Annotated in this window: 16 protein-coding genes and 1 pseudogene; 2 read left to right on the forward strand and 15 right to left on the reverse strand. The window is 61.5% G+C overall.

Annotated elements, in window-relative coordinates; genetic code table 11:
• Window positions 1-132 precede the first annotated feature (132 nt).
• From AB5975_00675 to AB5975_00715, 9 genes and pseudogenes are all read right to left on the reverse strand, one after another.
• Entirely contained in the window at window positions 133-738 is a 606-nt protein-coding gene (locus tag AB5975_00675) for an START domain-containing protein (protein XDR20524.1), read from the reverse strand.
• 33 nt (window positions 739-771) lie between these two features.
• Window positions 772-1,026, reverse strand: a complete 255-nt coding sequence (locus AB5975_00680; GenBank protein ID XDR20525.1) for a YkgJ family cysteine cluster protein — start codon at window positions 1,024-1,026, stop codon at window positions 772-774.
• A 129-nt stretch (window positions 1,027-1,155) separates the two neighbouring features.
• Window positions 1,156-1,589 (reverse strand): annotated as a pseudogene (locus AB5975_00685) (hypothetical protein).
• A 64-nt stretch (window positions 1,590-1,653) separates the two neighbouring features.
• Entirely contained in the window at window positions 1,654-3,096 is a 1,443-nt protein-coding gene (locus AB5975_00690; GenBank protein XDR20526.1) for a PLP-dependent aminotransferase family protein, read from the reverse strand.
• Window positions 3,097-3,267: 171 nt separating this feature from the next.
• On the reverse strand, window positions 3,268-4,080 hold the full coding sequence (locus tag AB5975_00695) for an OmpA family protein (protein ID XDR20527.1): 813 nt from the start codon (window positions 4,078-4,080) through the stop codon (window positions 3,268-3,270).
• Entirely contained in the window at window positions 4,077-4,430 is a 354-nt protein-coding gene (locus AB5975_00700) for a DUF4398 domain-containing protein (protein ID XDR20528.1), read from the reverse strand. Before AB5975_00700 ends, AB5975_00695 begins: the two co-directional genes overlap by 4 nt.
• A 9-nt stretch (window positions 4,431-4,439) precedes the next feature.
• Entirely contained in the window at window positions 4,440-5,261 is an 822-nt protein-coding gene (locus tag AB5975_00705; protein XDR20529.1) for a substrate-binding periplasmic protein, read from the reverse strand.
• A gap of 75 nt (window positions 5,262-5,336) precedes the next feature.
• The gene (locus AB5975_00710; protein ID XDR20530.1) at window positions 5,337-6,278 is read right to left on the reverse strand and encodes an electron transfer flavoprotein subunit alpha/FixB family protein; all 942 of its coding nucleotides are present in this window, start codon (window positions 6,276-6,278) and stop codon (window positions 5,337-5,339) included.
• Between the two features lies 1 nt (window position 6,279).
• Window positions 6,280-7,029, reverse strand: a complete 750-nt coding sequence (locus AB5975_00715; protein ID XDR20531.1) for an electron transfer flavoprotein subunit beta/FixA family protein — start codon at window positions 7,027-7,029, stop codon at window positions 6,280-6,282.
• A 535-nt stretch (window positions 7,030-7,564) separates the two neighbouring features.
• Between AB5975_00715 and AB5975_00720 the strand changes: the two genes are divergently transcribed.
• Window positions 7,565-9,247, forward strand: a complete 1,683-nt coding sequence (locus tag AB5975_00720; protein XDR20532.1) for an electron transfer flavoprotein-ubiquinone oxidoreductase — start codon at window positions 7,565-7,567, stop codon at window positions 9,245-9,247.
• A gap of 71 nt (window positions 9,248-9,318) precedes the next feature.
• Here the strand turns inward: AB5975_00720 and AB5975_00725 are convergent, their stop codons facing one another.
• The 6 genes from AB5975_00725 to AB5975_00750 form a co-directional block, all read right to left on the reverse strand.
• Window positions 9,319-9,720 carry a type II TA system antitoxin MqsA family protein gene (locus AB5975_00725; GenBank protein XDR20533.1) on the reverse strand — a complete coding sequence of 134 codons (402 nt, stop codon included), beginning with the start codon at window positions 9,718-9,720 and terminating at the stop codon, window positions 9,319-9,321.
• Between the two features lies 1 nt (window position 9,721).
• Window positions 9,722-10,018, reverse strand: coding sequence for a type II toxin-antitoxin system MqsR family toxin (locus tag AB5975_00730; protein ID XDR20534.1), 297 nt, complete (start codon window positions 10,016-10,018; stop codon window positions 9,722-9,724).
• 94 nt (window positions 10,019-10,112) lie between these two features.
• Window positions 10,113-11,438: an MFS transporter gene (locus tag AB5975_00735; protein XDR20535.1), complete on the reverse strand. Its 1,326-nt coding sequence runs from the start codon at window positions 11,436-11,438 to the stop codon at window positions 10,113-10,115.
• 72 nt (window positions 11,439-11,510) lie between these two features.
• Window positions 11,511-11,990, reverse strand: a complete 480-nt coding sequence (locus tag AB5975_00740) for a histidine kinase (GenBank protein XDR20536.1) — start codon at window positions 11,988-11,990, stop codon at window positions 11,511-11,513.
• A 168-nt stretch (window positions 11,991-12,158) separates the two neighbouring features.
• Window positions 12,159-12,635: a sigma-70 family RNA polymerase sigma factor gene (locus AB5975_00745; GenBank protein XDR20537.1), complete on the reverse strand. Its 477-nt coding sequence runs from the start codon at window positions 12,633-12,635 to the stop codon at window positions 12,159-12,161.
• 121 nt (window positions 12,636-12,756) lie between these two features.
• Window positions 12,757-14,382, reverse strand: coding sequence for a twin-arginine translocation signal domain-containing protein (locus tag AB5975_00750; GenBank protein ID XDR20538.1), 1,626 nt, complete (start codon window positions 14,380-14,382; stop codon window positions 12,757-12,759).
• A gap of 182 nt (window positions 14,383-14,564) precedes the next feature.
• Between AB5975_00750 and AB5975_00755 the strand changes: the two genes are divergently transcribed.
• Window positions 14,565-15,911: a dipeptidase gene (locus tag AB5975_00755; protein XDR20539.1), complete on the forward strand. Its 1,347-nt coding sequence runs from the start codon at window positions 14,565-14,567 to the stop codon at window positions 15,909-15,911.
• Window positions 15,912-15,926: the final 15 nt, after the last annotated feature.

A 15,926-nucleotide genomic window follows, 5' to 3' on the forward strand; every position in this document is an offset into this window, starting at 1 on the left:
GGGCGACCTTGCGTCGCGAAAGGGCTGCAAAGCAGCCCACGCAATATTGCGCCAAGCCTAAGATTCGGGGGCCGCTGCGCGCCCCATTCGCGACGCAAGGCCGCTCCCACAGACCGCGCGCCGCGTTAAACCTCAGTTTTTCTCAGCCCGCTCGCGCAGAGCTTTCAGGGTATTGAACGGCGCATCCACCACGAACTTGTTGGCCACCATCGCCGGCACGCTGCCGCCCGGCTCGGTGTGCACCTGGTAGGTCACCTCCGTGCTGTCGCCCTTGGGCACCAGCTTCCAGAAGCCCTCAACCTTGGCCACCCGCACAAAGCCCTTCTCTTCCGGCAAATAGGTCGGCTCTTCCTTCAGGTTACGCACCAGGCTGCCGTCCGTCTCCTTGACCGTGGTCACATGCAAAACCGAATCACGCGGCGTCACCGGCCAGGGTGTATTGAACTGGGTGTAGGTCCAGGTCTGGTCACCTTCTTGCTTGAGCAATTTCTGCAACTTGCACTCATGAATCCATGCGCAGGCACCCACCACATCTTCCTGCAACGCCTGCACCTTGGCCAGCGGCGCCTTGATCACGGTAACGCCCTGATAGGCCTTGTACTTGGAACCCGCCACTTCGCTGAGGGATACCTTGATCCCGTCCTCGTTCTTGGCCACTTGCCAGTTTTCAGCCCAGGCCACAGGCGACAGCAGAACACCCACGCCACACAGCAGTGCAATACGCTTGAACGATCTCATCATGTTTATCCTTGTTGTCGAAGATCCAGCCTGTCACGCCGCCGTCATCTGCTCCCACCAGCCAAGAATCCTGATTGCCTCGTCACGATCACTGCCGCACACCTCGGCATCCGCCTTGAAGCCACCGCACACCGCCGGCCGCTCGGGCTTGCCGAACAGGTCGCAAAGGTTGGCCGCAGTCAGGTGCAGGCAGCGCTCACCCGCCGGCTTGCCATTGGGCATTCGCGGCATCGCAGAAGTGATGGACGGGGCGATGCAGCAGGCACCACAGCCCTCACGGCATTTCATGGCTATTCACCAAAATCAGGACTCCCTGGAACAAAACGGGACGAACGTCCCTGGATAGTAACCGCTCAAACAGTCGTTTGAAATTGCTGGCACGATGAAATCTGCTGTGACCCAGCAGTCAGTTCTCGCCTATTGGCGATACTCGAAATCGATGGCAGCGCCCTCCACCTCACGACGGCTATCATTGCGCAGTTGCAGCTGCATTTCGTTGTTGATCAGCCGGCCATTGAGCTGGAACGGGCTGTCATTGGTCTCTGGCTTTTCTGTGAACATGGGCGGCAACAAAGGTTTGCGCCGCTGGATTGGGGAAAGCGTGCCCACATTCGGCTCAAGGTTGTTGACCATCTCGACGGGCAAGCTAAGGTCCAGCCCTGTCTTGGGCAATGGCTTGGCAACCGCTTTGCTGACCGGCTTGTGCGCGGGCTTGGCTGTCGCCTTTTTGGCACGTGCTTACCCTGAGCCGCCTGAACCTCGTTTGCCGGTTGCGCAGCCAAGGCAGGGGCGACCGGGCAGCAAAACGGCAAAAGGCACACGATCAGAACAAAGCAGCGCAAAACGTTCATGGCAAATGGACAGACTGGCAGGAAAAATGCGTATGCTCCCTGTTCCACAGGCAGCTTGCAAGCCTTACAAAAGCGTAACCGCAGTCTCCCTGCACAACTGCTGCGCCAGCAAACCGAGCGTAATCACAGCCCGCTCGGCCTCCTTATTCCAAGGAATGCCGCAGTTGAGTCGCACACAGTGGTTGAACTGCTCTGTGTTACTGAATATAAGTCCTGGCGCAATGCTGATGCCCTGCTCCAGCGCGCGCACATGCAGCTCCTGGGTATTGACCCGACCCGGCAGGCTCACCCAGAGAATGAAGCCGCCTGTCGGCCGGGTCATCTGGGTACCCTCGGGGAAGTGCTGCTGCACTGCCAACTGATAGGCACTGAGGTTCTTGCGATATTCCTGGCGTATGTAGCGCAGATGCCGGTCGTAGCCGCCATTCTCCAGGTAGGCTGCCACGCCCATCTGCGTCACGCTACAGGCCGAGTGGGTGGTAAACGTCTGCAGGCGCTGAATCTCGTCCTGGTAACGCCCGGCGATCATCCAGCCCACCCGCACGCCAGGGGACAGGGTCTTGGAGAAGCTCGAACAGTAGATTACCCGGTCCAGCCGGTCGAACGCCTTCAGCGCCTTGGTCTTGCCCTGCTCGAACATCAGCTCACCGTAGATGTCATCCTCGATGATCTGGATATCGAAGTCCGAGGCCAGGCGCAGCAATTGCTTTTGCCGCTCTTCGGGAACGGTGCCGCCCAGCGGGTTGCTCAAGCGCGCAGTGAGCACCAGCGCCTTGATCGACCATTGGTTAGCCGCCAGTTGCAAGGCTTCGAGGCTGATACCGGTGGACGGGTCACTGGGGATTTCGATCACTTTCAAACCCAGCAGGTCAGCCAGCTGCAGCAAGCCGTAATAGGTCGGCGACTCGGCGGCAATCAGGTCACCTGGGCGGGTGAGCACCCGCAGCGACATCTGCAGGGCATCGACACACCCATGGGTCACGATCACTTCGCGCGGGTCGACCAGCACGCCGGCATCGCGCATGCGTATGGCAATCTGTCGGCGCAGCGGCTCGAAACCGGGGCTGAACATGTAGCTGAAGGCGCGCGGGCTGTGGAAGCGCGTCACCTTGGCGATTTGCTGATGCAGGGCGCGCACTGGCAGGTAGTCGACATGCGGCACTGCAGCGCCAAACGGGAACACACCATCGCGGCGCGCCTCAGTCAGCACCTGCTGGATGATGCTGGCGCGCGTGACCAGGCCGGGGCGTTCCACCCGGGCGATGTCCGGGGTTTGCGCGGTCAAGGCAGGGGTCTGGTGCACGTAATAGCCAGACTGCGGCCGCGCCCGGATAAGCCCTTGGTCCTCAAGATTGGCATAGGCCTGCAACACCGTGGCATGGCTGACGTTGAGCTGGGCGCTCATCTTGCGCACGGAAGGTACCCGCTCGCCTGGCTGGTAGACACCGCGACGGATATCATCGGCCAGTTGCTGGGCGATACGCTGGTACAGCAGCAGGTTGGTCATGTCGACATGCTCGTTATTCTTGTACGGGTCACTGACGGTAGAGAATACCGTAACAGTTGCAAAGTGTACTGGGACAGATTGCAACATAGTCGACAATACAACAGCGTGACCGCTATCGAAACGATTAAACCGACATAAAACGGGCCGCAAAGCGGCCCGTTTCGACAAGACTCAGCGCGCTGGCGCGAGCCGACCCTTGTCATCGGAGAATACGATCTCCACTCGTCGGTTTTGCGCCCTGCCCCGCTCCGAAGCATTGGCCTCGATCGGGTACTGGTCGCCATAGCCCTCGACCTGCAGGCGCTTTTCATCGATGCCCAGGTCCACAAGCATGTCGGCCACGGACTGCGCCCTGTCGCGCGACAGCTTGAGATTTTCCTCGCCCGCGCCAGTACTGTCGGTATAGCCCTCGATACGCACTACCCGGCGCGGGTTGAGCTGCAGGAACTGCACCAGCTTGAGCACAGTCCGGCTGGCCGAGTTCTTCAGGTCGGCACTGCCGGTATCGAACAGCACATCGCCCAAGGTCATCACCAAGCCACGGTCGGTCTGCTCCGAAGCCAACGCAGCAATCTGCGACTCGACCCACTTGCCCTGCTGCTGCACGCTGGCCAGCTTGGCCTCACGCAAGGCCAGCTGCAGGCGCTGGCGCTCCAGGTCGAGCTTGGCCTGGCGCTCCTGGTTCAGCGCCAGCTTGGCATGCTCGCGGGCAATCTCGCTGTAGCGCTGGCTGAGGTAAGCATAATGCCGCACATCAGAACCGGTGCCGATGTAACTGGACAGGCGCTCGGCGCGAGCCAGCGATTCACCCGCCCGAATCACGTCACGCGGCGCGCTGCGCAGCACATCGGAATCATCTTTGACACCCTGGAAGGCGACGGTGGCCTCATCCAACGCGGCACTGCTGCGCTGGCTGGCACAACCTTGCAAACCTGCCGTCAGCGCCAACAATGCCAATGCAGCCAAAGGCGTACGACGGATCATGGCTGCACCTCCAGTTGCTTGCGCAAGCGCTTGACCCGCGACTGCAGCACCTGCAGCTGCTCTTCGCTCTTCTGGTTCAGCACCTGGGCCTCGGCCAGGCGCGCATCCAGCTCGGCCTGCTCGGCGCGCATGCGCGCATCGCGATAGTCCTGGGTAAGCATGTTGGCCTTGGCGCGGGCCAGCTTGTCTTCAGCCAGTTTCAGCGTTTCTACCTGCTCAGTGGCGCCGACGGCCTTGGCCTGGTCCAGAGCCTGTTCGGAAATGCGCATCTGCTCGTCAGGGGCCGGATCATTGGCGCAGCCAGCCAGGCCGAGCACGGCCAGGGCGAGGATTAGTGGTTGGGTTCTCACGCAATCTTCCTAGTGTTTGGGGGCGTCCGCAGGCACGTGCAACTGCGCTTTCCAGCGCTCGACATTACGTTGCAGCACAGCTTCGGATGCACCAGAGATCGGCAATTCTGTCAGTTTTTTTGCCAATTGCCCACGCAACCAGCTGTCATTGCACGCCGAGTTGTGCGACAGCGCCAGGTACAGGCCCGGCCTGTCCACCGGCAAGCCGCGGGCTATCAGGTCATTGCTCATACCCAGGCTCTGGGCCATGGCCATACCGGAGTAACGGCCAGCCAGCACATAATCCACCTGGCCGAGTACCAGTTTCTGGAACGCCTGGGTCAGGTTCTGCGCCGGCACCAGCTTGAGCTGGGCCTTGGCGAACGCAGTAAAGGCCGGGGTCAGGCGCGCACGCTCGGACAAACTGCCCTGGTACCTGGCCAGATCGGCCGGGCCATCAAAGGTCACCGCTGCATCATGGCGGGTCCACACCAGGTACTCATTGAGCTGCAACGGCGGATGGATGTAGTCCAGCGCGGTCAGTTGCTCCACCTGCATGGGGGTGTCGAGCAGCAGGTCCATGCGCCCGCTGCGCACCTCTTCCAGCGCCTGATCACGGCGACCGGCACTCAGCACCTCGACCTTCACACCCAGCTCTTCCGCCACCTGGCGCAACAGGTCAACGTTGGCGCCGACCAGGTGCTTCGGGTCTTTCGGGTCCTGCCACGAATAGGGCGGCGCATCAGGGCTGCCGGTCGCCACCAGGCGCTCGCACTTGCCTGCAGCCATGGCCAGTGGTGACACCAACAGCGCCACACATGCCAGCACCCTGCCCGTTCCGCGCAACGTCATCCCTCACCCCTCAAGCCATAAAAAAACCCGACCCTCAAAACGAGGGCCGGGTTCTTTATAAGTGAAGCAGGCGGATCAGACCAGCTTTTCCAGCTCCGGCACCGCTTCGAACAGGTCAGCAACCAGGCCGTAATCAGCCACCTGGAAGATCGGCGCTTCTTCATCCTTGTTGATCGCCACGATCACTTTGGAGTCTTTCATGCCGGCCAGGTGCTGGATCGCGCCGGAGATACCGACGGCGATGTACAGCTGTGGCGCAACGATCTTGCCGGTCTGGCCGACCTGCATGTCGTTCGGCACAAAGCCTGCGTCGACCGCGGCGCGCGAAGCACCGACGGCGGCGCCGAGCTTGTCGGCCAGGCTGTACAGGTGCTTGAAGTTGTCACCGTTGCCCATGCCACGGCCGCCGGAAACGACGATCTTGGCTGCGGTCAGCTCTGGGCGATCGGACTTGGCCAGCTCTTCGCCAACGAAAGCCGAAATGCCGGCGTTGTGCGCAGCGCCAACAGCCTCGACGGCAGCCGAACCACCTTCGGCGGCCACGGCGTCGAAGCCGGTGGTACGCACGGTGATCACCTTGATGGCCGCGCTCGATTGCACGGTAGCAATGGCGTTACCCGCATAGATCGGGCGCTTGAAGGTGTCGGCGGACTCGACCGAGATGATCTCGGAGATCTGGTCCACGTCCAGCAGCGCGGCAACACGTGGCAGGATGTTCTTGCCGTTGGTGGTAGCCGGGGCCAGCACATGGCTGTAACCCTTGGCCAGCTCGACGATCAGCGGCGCGACGTTTTCCGGCAGGACGTGGGCGTAGGCGGCGTTATCAGCCACCAGCACCTTGGCAACGCCAGCGATTTTGGCAGCGGCTTCAGCAACGCCACCGACGTTCTGGCCTGCGACCAGCACGTGCACATCACCACCGATCTTGGCGGCTGCGGCGACAGTGTTCAGGGTGGCCGGGGCTACGGCACCGTTCTCCGGACCTTGTAGAAGGTCAGCGACAACCAGGATAGTCATATCAGATTACCTTCGCTTCGTTCTTCAGCTTCTCGACCAGTTCGGCCACCGATTTGACCTTGATGCCCGCGCTGCGGGCAGCCGGGGCTTCAACCTTCACGGTCTTGTTGGTGGAGGCGAGGGAAACGCCCAGTGCGTCTGGAGTAACAGTCTCCAGCGGCTTCTTCTTGGCCTTCATGATGTTCGGCAGCGACGCGTAGCGTGGCTCGTTCAGGCGCAGGTCGGTGGTGACGATCGCGGGCAGGTTCAGCGCAACGGTCTGCAGGCCGCCATCGATTTCACGGGTGACATTCAGCTTGTCGCCAGCGACTTCGACCTTGGAAGCGAAGGTGCCCTGGGCGAAGCCAGTCAGCGCGGCCAGCATCTGGCCGGTCTGGTTGTTGTCACTGTCGATGGCCTGTTTGCCGAGGATGACCAGCTGCGGCTGCTCCTTGTCGACAACGGCCTTCAGCGCCTTGGCCACGGCCAGGGAGTTCAGTTCGTCAGCGGCTTCTACCAGGATGGCACGGTCGGCACCCAGGGCCAGGGCGGTACGCAGTTGCTCCTGGGCAGTGGTCGGGCCGACGGAAACGACGACGATCTCGGTCGCAACGCCTTTTTCCTTCAGGCGCACGGCTTCTTCGACGGCGATTTCGCAGAAGGGGTTCATGGACATCTTGACGTTAGCAAGGTCGACGCCGGAGTTGTCCGCTTTGACGCGAACCTTGACGTTGTAGTCGACCACTCGTTTGACAGCTACAAGAACCTTCATGGATTCCTCGTTACTCTCCGGTGAATAGATAGTCGCCTGGGGCAGAGCCCTGCGATGCGCGTGGGTACAAGGGCACCTCTAAAGACGTATCGGGAGGCAGCAACTTCACAGTGACCAAACAGTCTTGTTCGGACTCTTGCGACAAATCCTCACGGGTCATTTCCTGTCGTGGCGTGTAAACTCCACTACAAACCGGCCTAAGCCCGCAAAACCCTGCTCCACACCTGGTCTTTAGAGGTGTACCTGCGCCCGGCTGCAAGCCTACGGCGAACGTAAAACCGCTCGTATCTTGACCGTAACACCCATTCCGGTCAATACGGCAAATCGGTCACCCTCCAGCCGCGTTCCTGTGATTTTACTGGCCTGCGGCAAATTCAAACAAACGTTTGTATTGGACCCGCCAAGTGGTGTAGATATAATGCGCGGCCAAGACAAAACGGTGTAGTCCGTCATTTGCCCAGCTACAGTTCCGCCGTTGCGTAGAACCGCTGCGAATGCCCCGCACCCATAAGACAAAGCAACAGCACGAGCCTTGATGAGTAGGAGAGAACCAGTGGAACGCGAATACATGGAATTCGACGTGGTCATCGTCGGCGCCGGCCCGGCGGGCCTGTCCGCCGCCTGCCGCCTGAAGCAGAAGGCCGCCGAAGCCGGTAGCGAAATCAGCGTCTGCGTGGTGGAGAAAGGCTCTGAAGTCGGCGCCCACATCCTCTCTGGCGCAGTGTTCGAGCCCCGCGCCCTGAACGAGCTGTTCCCCGACTGGAAAGCACTCGGTGCACCGCTGAACACCGAAGTGAAGCGCGACGACATCTACGTGCTCAAGGATGCCGGCAGCGCGACCAAGGTGCCTGACCTGTTCGTGCCCAAGACCATGCACAACCATGGCAACTACATCATCTCGCTGGGCAACCTGTGCCGCTGGCTGGCGCAGCAGGCCGAAAACCTCGGTGTAGAGATCTACCCGGGCTTCGCCGCCCAGGAAGCGCTGTTCGACGACAACGGCGTGGTCCGCGGCATCGTTACCGGCGACCTCGGTGTCGACCGTGAAGGCAACCCCAAGGACGGCCTGTACACCCCGGGCATGGAACTGCGCGCCAAGTACACCCTGTTCGCCGAAGGCTGCCGTGGCCATATTGGCAAGCAGCTGATCAAGCGCTTCAACCTCGACAGCGAGTCCGACGTCCAGCACTACGGCATCGGTCTGAAGGAAATCTGGGAAATCGACCCGGCCAAGCACGAACAGGGCCTGGTGGTTCACACCGCCGGCTGGCCGCTGGACGTGGTGGCCAAGGAAAACACCGGTGGCTCGTTCCTTTATCACCTGGAAAACAACCAAGTGGTGGTCGGCCTGATCGTCGACCTGTCCTACGCCAACCCCTACCTGTCGCCGTTCGACGAATTCCAGCGCCTCAAGCACCACCCGGTGATCAGCCAGTACCTCGAGGGCGGCAAGCGCATCAGCTACGGCGCCCGCGCCTTGGCCAAGGGCGGCATCAACTCGCTGCCGAAAATGGTCTTCAATGGTGGCGCGCTGATCGGTTGCGACCTGGGCACCATGAACGTGGCCAAGATCAAGGGCAGCCATACCGCGATGAAGTCCGGCATGCTTGCTGCCGAAGCAGTGGCCGACGCATTGATCGCCGGTAGCGAAGGCGGTGATCAGTTGAACAGCTATGTCAGCGCCTTCAAGGCCAGCTGGCTGTACGAAGAACTGTTCGCCAGCCGCAACTTCGGCCCGGCCATGCACAAGTTCGGCCCGCTGCTGGGCGCGGCGTTCAACTATGTCGACCAGAACTGGTTCGGTGGCAAGCTGCCGTTCACCCTGCACGACACCAAGCCGGACTATGCCTGCCTCAAGCTGGCCGCCGACTCGAAAAAGATCGACTACCCGAAACCGGACGGCAAGCTCAGCTTCGACAAGCTCAGCTCGGTATTCCTCTCCAGCACCAACCACGAAGAGGAACAACCCTGCCACCTGAAGCTGACCGATCCGAGCGTACCGATCGCCAGCAACCTGCCGCTGTACGACGAGCCTGCCCAGCGCTACTGCCCGGCAGGTGTGTACGAAGTGGTCACCCAGGAAGACGGCAACAAGCGTTTCCAGATCAACGCGCAGAACTGCGTGCACTGCAAGACCTGCGACATCAAGGACCCGGCCCAGAACATCACCTGGGTCACCCCTGAAGGCGCTGGCGGGCCGAACTACCCGAACATGTAAGGCCCCTGCCCTTGCGGCAACAAAAAGCCCCCGGTCCTCATGAGCCGGGGGCTTTTTGTTGGCTGCCATTATCAGGCAGTACGCACTTCCTCAAAGAGTTCTGGATGGCGATCCAGCAGCTTGAGCAGTTTCACCAACGCCACTGGCGGGGTGGTCTTGCCGTTTTCATAACGGGAGAACGCATTGACCCCACCACCGAAGATTTCCCCCGCTTCACGCTGGTCGAGGTCGAACTTTCTGCGCATGGCAGCAATGAAGCCGGGATCGACAACGGCTGCATTGACCTTGCGCTCAAACGCCGTCATCAGATCACTCATACGCTGGGCCTCGTCCATGCCCAGTACCGCCTCGCCACACGTCGGGCAGTAGTCACCAAAGATGTCCGGGATGACGGTCGCCTCACCTTTGTAGCGATACGGCATGTCTCGCGACTGCGCAACCAACTCCGCTCCTCCACATAGGGGACATTTCATTTCAAAGCTCCTTGAAAGATAGGATGAGCAGATCGTCGACCACCGTCAGCTTGAGGTAAACCCTGCCTACGGCGGTTTGCGCCCGATAGACATCCTGCCAAATACGATGATCGTTGTAGCTCGTCATACTTTTATGGAAGTCACCTGGCGATAGCCCGCGGACAACATCCAACATGTCATAGGGACCTAGCCCAAGCGACCGCGCTCCCAGGGTCGCCGCCTGGGTGGTACGTACCTTCCCTTGGCTCAATAGCACTTGCAGCCGATGCAAAGGGCAGTGAGGCGTTCTCTTTTCCATGAGAAATTAACCTTCCAGGTTAAATCTGGCCAATAGGTTATTCCAATAACCCCCGCCCGGAAGGATGACTCAATGCCCCATGCGCGTTACCCGATCATTTGTCGCCACACATGACCGGCATCGGCTCCGCCGCAAACACCAATGGCTCACGACGCCCGAAATACAAGGCCGTCAGCAGCCCCACCGCGCCCATGATCAGACAAAACCCGACACACACCCACGGGCTCCACGGCATCAGCGCAATCAGTGCCAGCGGCGTGGTACTGGCCCACACTGCGTAGGCTACGTTGTAGGTGAAGGAAATGCCCGATACGCGGATCTGCGCCGGGAACAGCCCCACCATCACCGAGGGCACCACCCCCACCACGCCACAGCTCAACCCCGCCAGCGCATAGGCCAGCCAGGTCATGCCCCACTGCCCCACCAGGCTGGCGTACAACGCGCCAATACCCAGCGGCAGCAACAGGCTATACAGCATCAGCGCGCGCCAGGCACCCACACGGTCGACCAGCAGCCCGGCCAGCACGCAGCCCATGTTGAGGAAGACGATGCCCACACTGCTGAGGGCGAAGGTATGCCCGGCAGTCATGCCGAAGCGCTGCTGCATCACCGTCGGCGTGATCACCACCAGCACCACCACCGCCGAGGTCAGCACACAGGTCAGCAACGCGGCAGGGATCAATGCCCGGCGGTGTTCACCCAGCACTCGCCGCAGCGGAAAACTCACAGGTTGCTCCTGGCGCGCGCGCAGGGCGAGGAACACCGGTGTTTCACTGAGCCAGCGGCGCAGCCACACACCCACCACACCGAACACCCCACCCAACAGGAACGGGTAGCGCCAGGCGTAATCGAGGATTTCCTGCGGGGTGAACAGTTGCGCCAGCAAGGTGGCGGTCAGCGCCCCCAGCAGGTAGCCGAAAGTCAGCCCGGCCTGCAGAAAGCCCAGGGCATAACCGCGCCGCCCGTTGGGCGCGTGCTCGGCAACGAACGTCCAGGCGCTTGGCACTTCACCGCCTACGGCAGCCCCCTGGAGGATGCGCAAGGCCAACAGGATCAGCGGGGCGGCATAGCCGATGTCGGCATAGGTCGGCATCACCCCGATCAGCAGACACGGCAGGGCCATCATCAGGATGCTCAGGCTGAATACCCGCTTGCGCCCCAGGTGGTCGGCGAAGTGCGCCATCAGGATGCCGCCCAGCGGCCGCGCCAGATAGCCGGTGACGAAGATTCCGAAGCTTTGCAGCAAGCGCAGCCATTCGGGCATCTCGGGCGGGAAGAACAGCTGGCTGAGGGTCAGCGCGAAGAACACGAAAATGATGAAGTCGTAGATTTCCAGCGCGCCACCCAGCGCCGCCAGGCCCAGGGTCCGATGGTCGCCGCGGCTGAACCGGGGCGGGCGAGCGGTATCGATGGCAGTCATGGCAGGGTCCGCAGATCGGCAAAGGGCAAGAGCATAACAAATAGCTGCCCGATTGCCCCGCCGGTGGTACCGCTAGCGGTTGAACACCGTATGCGCAAAGTTGGCTCGCGGCCGTGGCCGCGCTGTATTGGCCGGCAGGGTGCCCGGCAGCGGTAGTCTGCCGACCACCATCGGTGCGTCGATGATTGCCATGAACGTCTCCAGCGCCTCGTTATCGGGCGCCTGAGGCAGGCTCAGGCTGACCGCCTGGCGCTCGGCCTGCGGCACTGCTGGCACTTTCAACTGGCTGGAATGGTAAAGCAGTGCATGCTGGATCTGTGTGCTGACACGGCAGAAGCGCTCTAGATCGACGCCACAATGGCTGGCCAGCTCGATATTGCCCAGCAACAGGTGAAAGGGCTGCAAGGCGCACTGCACCAGGCGCTGCAGCTCCTCGAAGCTGGCCACTGGGGCTATCCGGTAATAGCCCAAACCATTGAGCAACCGCTCCAGCTGCAGGCGCTGGCACGGGTGTGTATCGGCGATGAGAATGCGCAGGGTCTTGTTTACCATGGTCGGACCTAGGCCATTGGGTAATGGGCACGCTCCATGACCATACTGCGCCAATAACGGCTAATGCCAAGGCCATGCCCGGCAACGGTCTTCTTTGATAGAAGTCGGGAAAGCCGCATAAATCAAGTGATTGACTGACGGAATTTGCATTTGCCTTTAACCTGGCAATCAGGATTCCCATTGCCGCATGCGCACCCGGCAGTGCTTCATGGCATTGACGATGTGCTTTTCCACCAGGCTGCGGGAGATGCCCAGCCGCTCGGCGATCTGCAGATGTGAAAGGCCTTCGATCTTGCGCAGCAGGAAGCATTCGCGGCAGGGGCCGGTCAGTTCGTCAAGCGCCCGCTGCATGAGGGCCAGGCGTTGGTTGAGCTGCAGTTCCTGCGCCAGCGCCGGCACATGCCCGCCCTCATCACTGTCGAGTATCTCAAGCGGTTCGGCCTGACGCACCAGATGGCGACGATGACGGTCGATCACCAGGTTCAGGGCGATACGGTACAGGAATGCGCGCGGATGCTCGATCTGCCCGTTGTCCGTTCGCTCCAGTACCCGCAGGTAGGCATCGTGGGCAACATCCTCTGCCGCCTGACGGTTACCCAAGCGCGCGGACAGGAAACTCACCAACTCACGATAGTAACGTTCCACAAACACACCTGGAATCGTCTGCACACCCACGCTGGGGCAGATGCAGAACTGAGTGATATCAGCGTGCGATCTTACAAAATATAATGATTCTCAGCAACGCACACCTGCGCTGTGCTTACCGTCAACCCGACGCCCGTACAACCTTGAGATTGCGGGCATACCAGGGGCGCTGCGGCACCCGTGGTTGCAGCCGGGCAAAGAGGTCTTCGTTGCCATAAATGATGCGCAACGCCAGCTTCATGGTTTCCGGGTCCATTTCGACGCTTCGACCGGGCCGCAAGCCCGGCACCGTCGAACAGCCATGGGTATCGGGACCCAGCCACGGGTCAGCCACCGCCACCCAACGCCCGGGTGCGAACCAGGGCACGCCGTTCACCTGCAAGCGGCGGATCTCACCCGGGTGGACCCGCTCATGGGCTCGGAACCAATCGTCGACTCGGTCGTCGATCCAGCCATGAAAATGCCAGAACACCGGGTTTACATGTGACGAGAACGGGTCGCCGAGAAAATCGTTGCGTGCTTCGAACCAGCGCTCAGCGAAATCACCCGGGGTACGTGCAGCAGGCACCGGCATACCGTTGGACGGGTCGCGCGGCACCGCCGCCCAACGCATGTGCAACCAGTCATGCAGGCCCAGCTCCAGTTCTGAGCCGAACTGCCCCAAGGTCAGCTTGCTCAGATATTCCGGATCACTGTAGCGCGACTCCCAGACCTGAAAGTTGCCGTGGAAGGTATCCGGGCTTTTGATGTCGCGTACCCACTGGGTGTACTCCTGGTCGTCATGGGCCAGCCAGGTCGGTGGCAAGGCATTGCCGTCGTGGTTGTCGAAGTAACGGGCAAAACCGATGCGGTCACGCTCGAGCTCCGGCTGAGGCAGCGGGAACCGCGTCCACGAAGGCAGGTCCTGCAGGGCCCTGGCACTGCCGAGCATGTGCCGGTGCATGAACAGGAAGTCCTCTCCGGAACCGTTGCGATCCTTGTGCCGGCCACGCGCATCACGCTCCTGGCCACGCGGCCCGGGTTGCCAGCCCAAGCCACGCAGGGCGGATTGCTTGTCCTCTTCCAGCTTGTGCCACTTGTCCCGCGATGCGTGCCATAGCTGGTGGAACAGCCGATGCTCCGGCGAAATGAGCCACGCCAGCAGCTGTGGCGACAGCGGCGTACGTTCGCGAGCCTCCGGGAAAGGCCGCTTCAAGGCCAGGAAGCCATTGTCCAGAACAGGCAGAGACAGGGCGCGGTCCAGGGCCGAGATACGACCATTGAGCGTTGCCGGCCCGGCATTGCCATAGGCGCCCCAGACCTCATCGAGCACCACATGGCATTCATAGCGCGCCTGCCCTGCACCGGGCTCGGTTGAAAACAGCCGCCAGCGCAACATCCCGGGCTTGTCCGTCAGCAAGTCACCCATGACCCGATAACGGGGTTCCTGCTCACTGCGCAGGCGTTCGGCGGTGTCCAGGTAACCTCGCAGCCCCCGGCCATTGCTGGCGACATCCAGAAACAATTCCAGCTCCCCGTCGGGCAAACCCAGCAGTTGGGCATCCTTGCCATGTGCAGTCCAGCGCCAGATGCCCCGCAGGATGTCGCCCAGCTGCTGCAGGCGGGTATCGGCCAACTCGACAACAGCCTCGCCAGGCGTTTCCGGAAACGCCTCGGCATCCCGCTGGCGCTGTAAATACAGCGCTCCGGGTACCGCTACGCCCGTCAATGCCACAGCAGCGATGAACCCGCGTCGAGAAATCGTCATTGCAACTACCTGCGCCTTCATTGCGGCCATGGAGCACGGCCCGTCCAAGGCTAGAACGTTGTACCTGCACTGAAATTTAACGCCGCGGCCGGGGCGGCTAAATTTCCTCCGTGTCGACTCGTTCACCCCAGGTAGCGACGGCCTCTGTGCCCTCCCTCGACGGCGAACCTACCGAGACCAAGATGACGACACCACGCTGGAAAAAAGCCCTGTACATCAGCCTGGCTGCGGCAGTCGCCGCGGGTGCCGGTCTGGCTGCCTGGTACCATTTCGCGGCCCCTGGCGGCTACTCCCGGGAAGTCGTTCGTCAAGCCAACGACTTGCAGGAACGCATCATCTCGTTCGACAGCCATGTCACCTTGCCGCTGGACTTCGGCAACGAAGGCAGCGAAGCCGACAAGGACGGACCGGGCCGCTTCGACCTGGCCAAGGCTGCCCAAGGGCGGTTGTCTGGCGCGGCGCTGACCATCTTTGCCTGGCCCGAATCCTGGACGGGCGCAAACAGCCCGCATCGCCCCACGCCAGGTTTCGTCGAGGCCGCCCACCACACCCAGGAAGTGCGCTACAACGCCATCACCGCAATGGTGCGCGACTTCCCCGAACGCGTCGCCATCGCCTACACCCCACAGGACATGCGGCGCTTGCACGGCGAAGGCAAGTTCGCGGTGTTCCTGAGCATGCTCAACGCGTATGCGCTGGGGGACGATATCGACCAGCTCGACCGCTGGGCGGCACGCGGGGTGCGCATGTTCGGCTTCAGCTACGTCGGCAACAACAGCTGGGCCGACTCGTCTCGCCCCTTACCGTTCTTCAATGACACTGTCGATGCGCTCGAGGGTCTGTCCCCCATCGGCAAGCGCGCCGTACAACGGCTCAATGACCTGGGTGTGATCATCGATGTCTCGCAGATGTCCAGCAAGGCGCTGAACCAGGTCATTCAGCTCAGCCGTACTCCGGTGGTGGCGTCGCACTCGGCACCACGGGCCATGGTCGATATCAACCGTAACCTGTCCGACAAGGAAATGCAGTTGATCAAGGAAAGCGGCGGGGTCGTGCAACTGGTCGCGTTCTCCAGCTACCTCAAGCCGCTCAGCGCGCAGACCCAGGAAAAGCTCAATGCCTTGCGTGCCCGCTACGCGCTGCCGCCACTGGCTGACCTGAACTACGCGCTGATGCCTGGCGACCCGGTCATAGCCGGCTGGCCCGAGCAGAAGGTCGGGCAATATGCCAACGAACTCTATGCAATCCTCGAACAGGAGCCGCCAGCGACCCTGAAGGACTACGGTGATGCCATCGATTACACCGTGCGCAAGCTCGGCATAGACCACGTAGGCATCAGCTCGGACTTCAACGAAGGCGGCGGCATCGACGGCTGGCACGACGCCAGCCAAGCACGCAACGTAACGGCCGAACTCCTTACCCGCGGCTACTCCGAAGCCGACATCGCCAAGCTTTGGAGTGGCAACTTCCTGCGCGTCTGGGCACAGGTACAGAGCGCCGCCCGCGGTACCGACACTTCACTGCGCTAAGCCATTGGGCACCTT

Origin of the sequence: Pseudomonas putida, from assembly GCA_041071465.1 — a bacterium.
Classification (GTDB): Bacteria; Pseudomonadota; Gammaproteobacteria; order Pseudomonadales; family Pseudomonadaceae; genus Aquipseudomonas; species Aquipseudomonas putida_P.

Bases quoted from the DNA above. Each gene is read 5' to 3' on its own strand.
- AB5975_00675 (XDR20524.1), bottom strand. From the start codon at position 738: ATGAGATCGTTCAAGCGTATTGCACTGCTGTGTGGCGTGGGTGTTCTG.
- AB5975_00715 (XDR20531.1), bottom strand. From the start codon at position 7,029: ATGAAGGTTCTTGTAGCTGTCAAACGAGTGGTCGACTACAACGTCAAG.
- AB5975_00710 (XDR20530.1), bottom strand. From the start codon at position 6,278: ATGACTATCCTGGTTGTCGCTGACCTTCTACAAGGTCCGGAGAACGGT.
- AB5975_00740 (XDR20536.1), bottom strand. From the start codon at position 11,990: ATGGTAAACAAGACCCTGCGCATTCTCATCGCCGATACACACCCGTGC.
- AB5975_00680 (XDR20525.1), bottom strand. From the start codon at position 1,026: ATGAAATGCCGTGAGGGCTGTGGTGCCTGCTGCATCGCCCCGTCCATC.
- AB5975_00735 (XDR20535.1), bottom strand. From the start codon at position 11,438: ATGACTGCCATCGATACCGCTCGCCCGCCCCGGTTCAGCCGCGGCGAC.
- AB5975_00705 (XDR20529.1), bottom strand. From the start codon at position 5,261: ATGACGTTGCGCGGAACGGGCAGGGTGCTGGCATGTGTGGCGCTGTTG.
- AB5975_00755 (XDR20539.1), top strand. From the start codon at position 14,565: ATGACGACACCACGCTGGAAAAAAGCCCTGTACATCAGCCTGGCTGCG.
- AB5975_00725 (XDR20533.1), bottom strand. From the start codon at position 9,720: ATGAAATGTCCCCTATGTGGAGGAGCGGAGTTGGTTGCGCAGTCGCGA.
- AB5975_00695 (XDR20527.1), bottom strand. From the start codon at position 4,080: ATGATCCGTCGTACGCCTTTGGCTGCATTGGCATTGTTGGCGCTGACG.
- AB5975_00750 (XDR20538.1), bottom strand. From the start codon at position 14,382: ATGACGATTTCTCGACGCGGGTTCATCGCTGCTGTGGCATTGACGGGC.
- AB5975_00720 (XDR20532.1), top strand. From the start codon at position 7,565: ATGAGTAGGAGAGAACCAGTGGAACGCGAATACATGGAATTCGACGTG.
- AB5975_00690 (XDR20526.1), bottom strand. From the start codon at position 3,096: ATGACCAACCTGCTGCTGTACCAGCGTATCGCCCAGCAACTGGCCGAT.
- AB5975_00730 (XDR20534.1), bottom strand. From the start codon at position 10,018: ATGGAAAAGAGAACGCCTCACTGCCCTTTGCATCGGCTGCAAGTGCTA.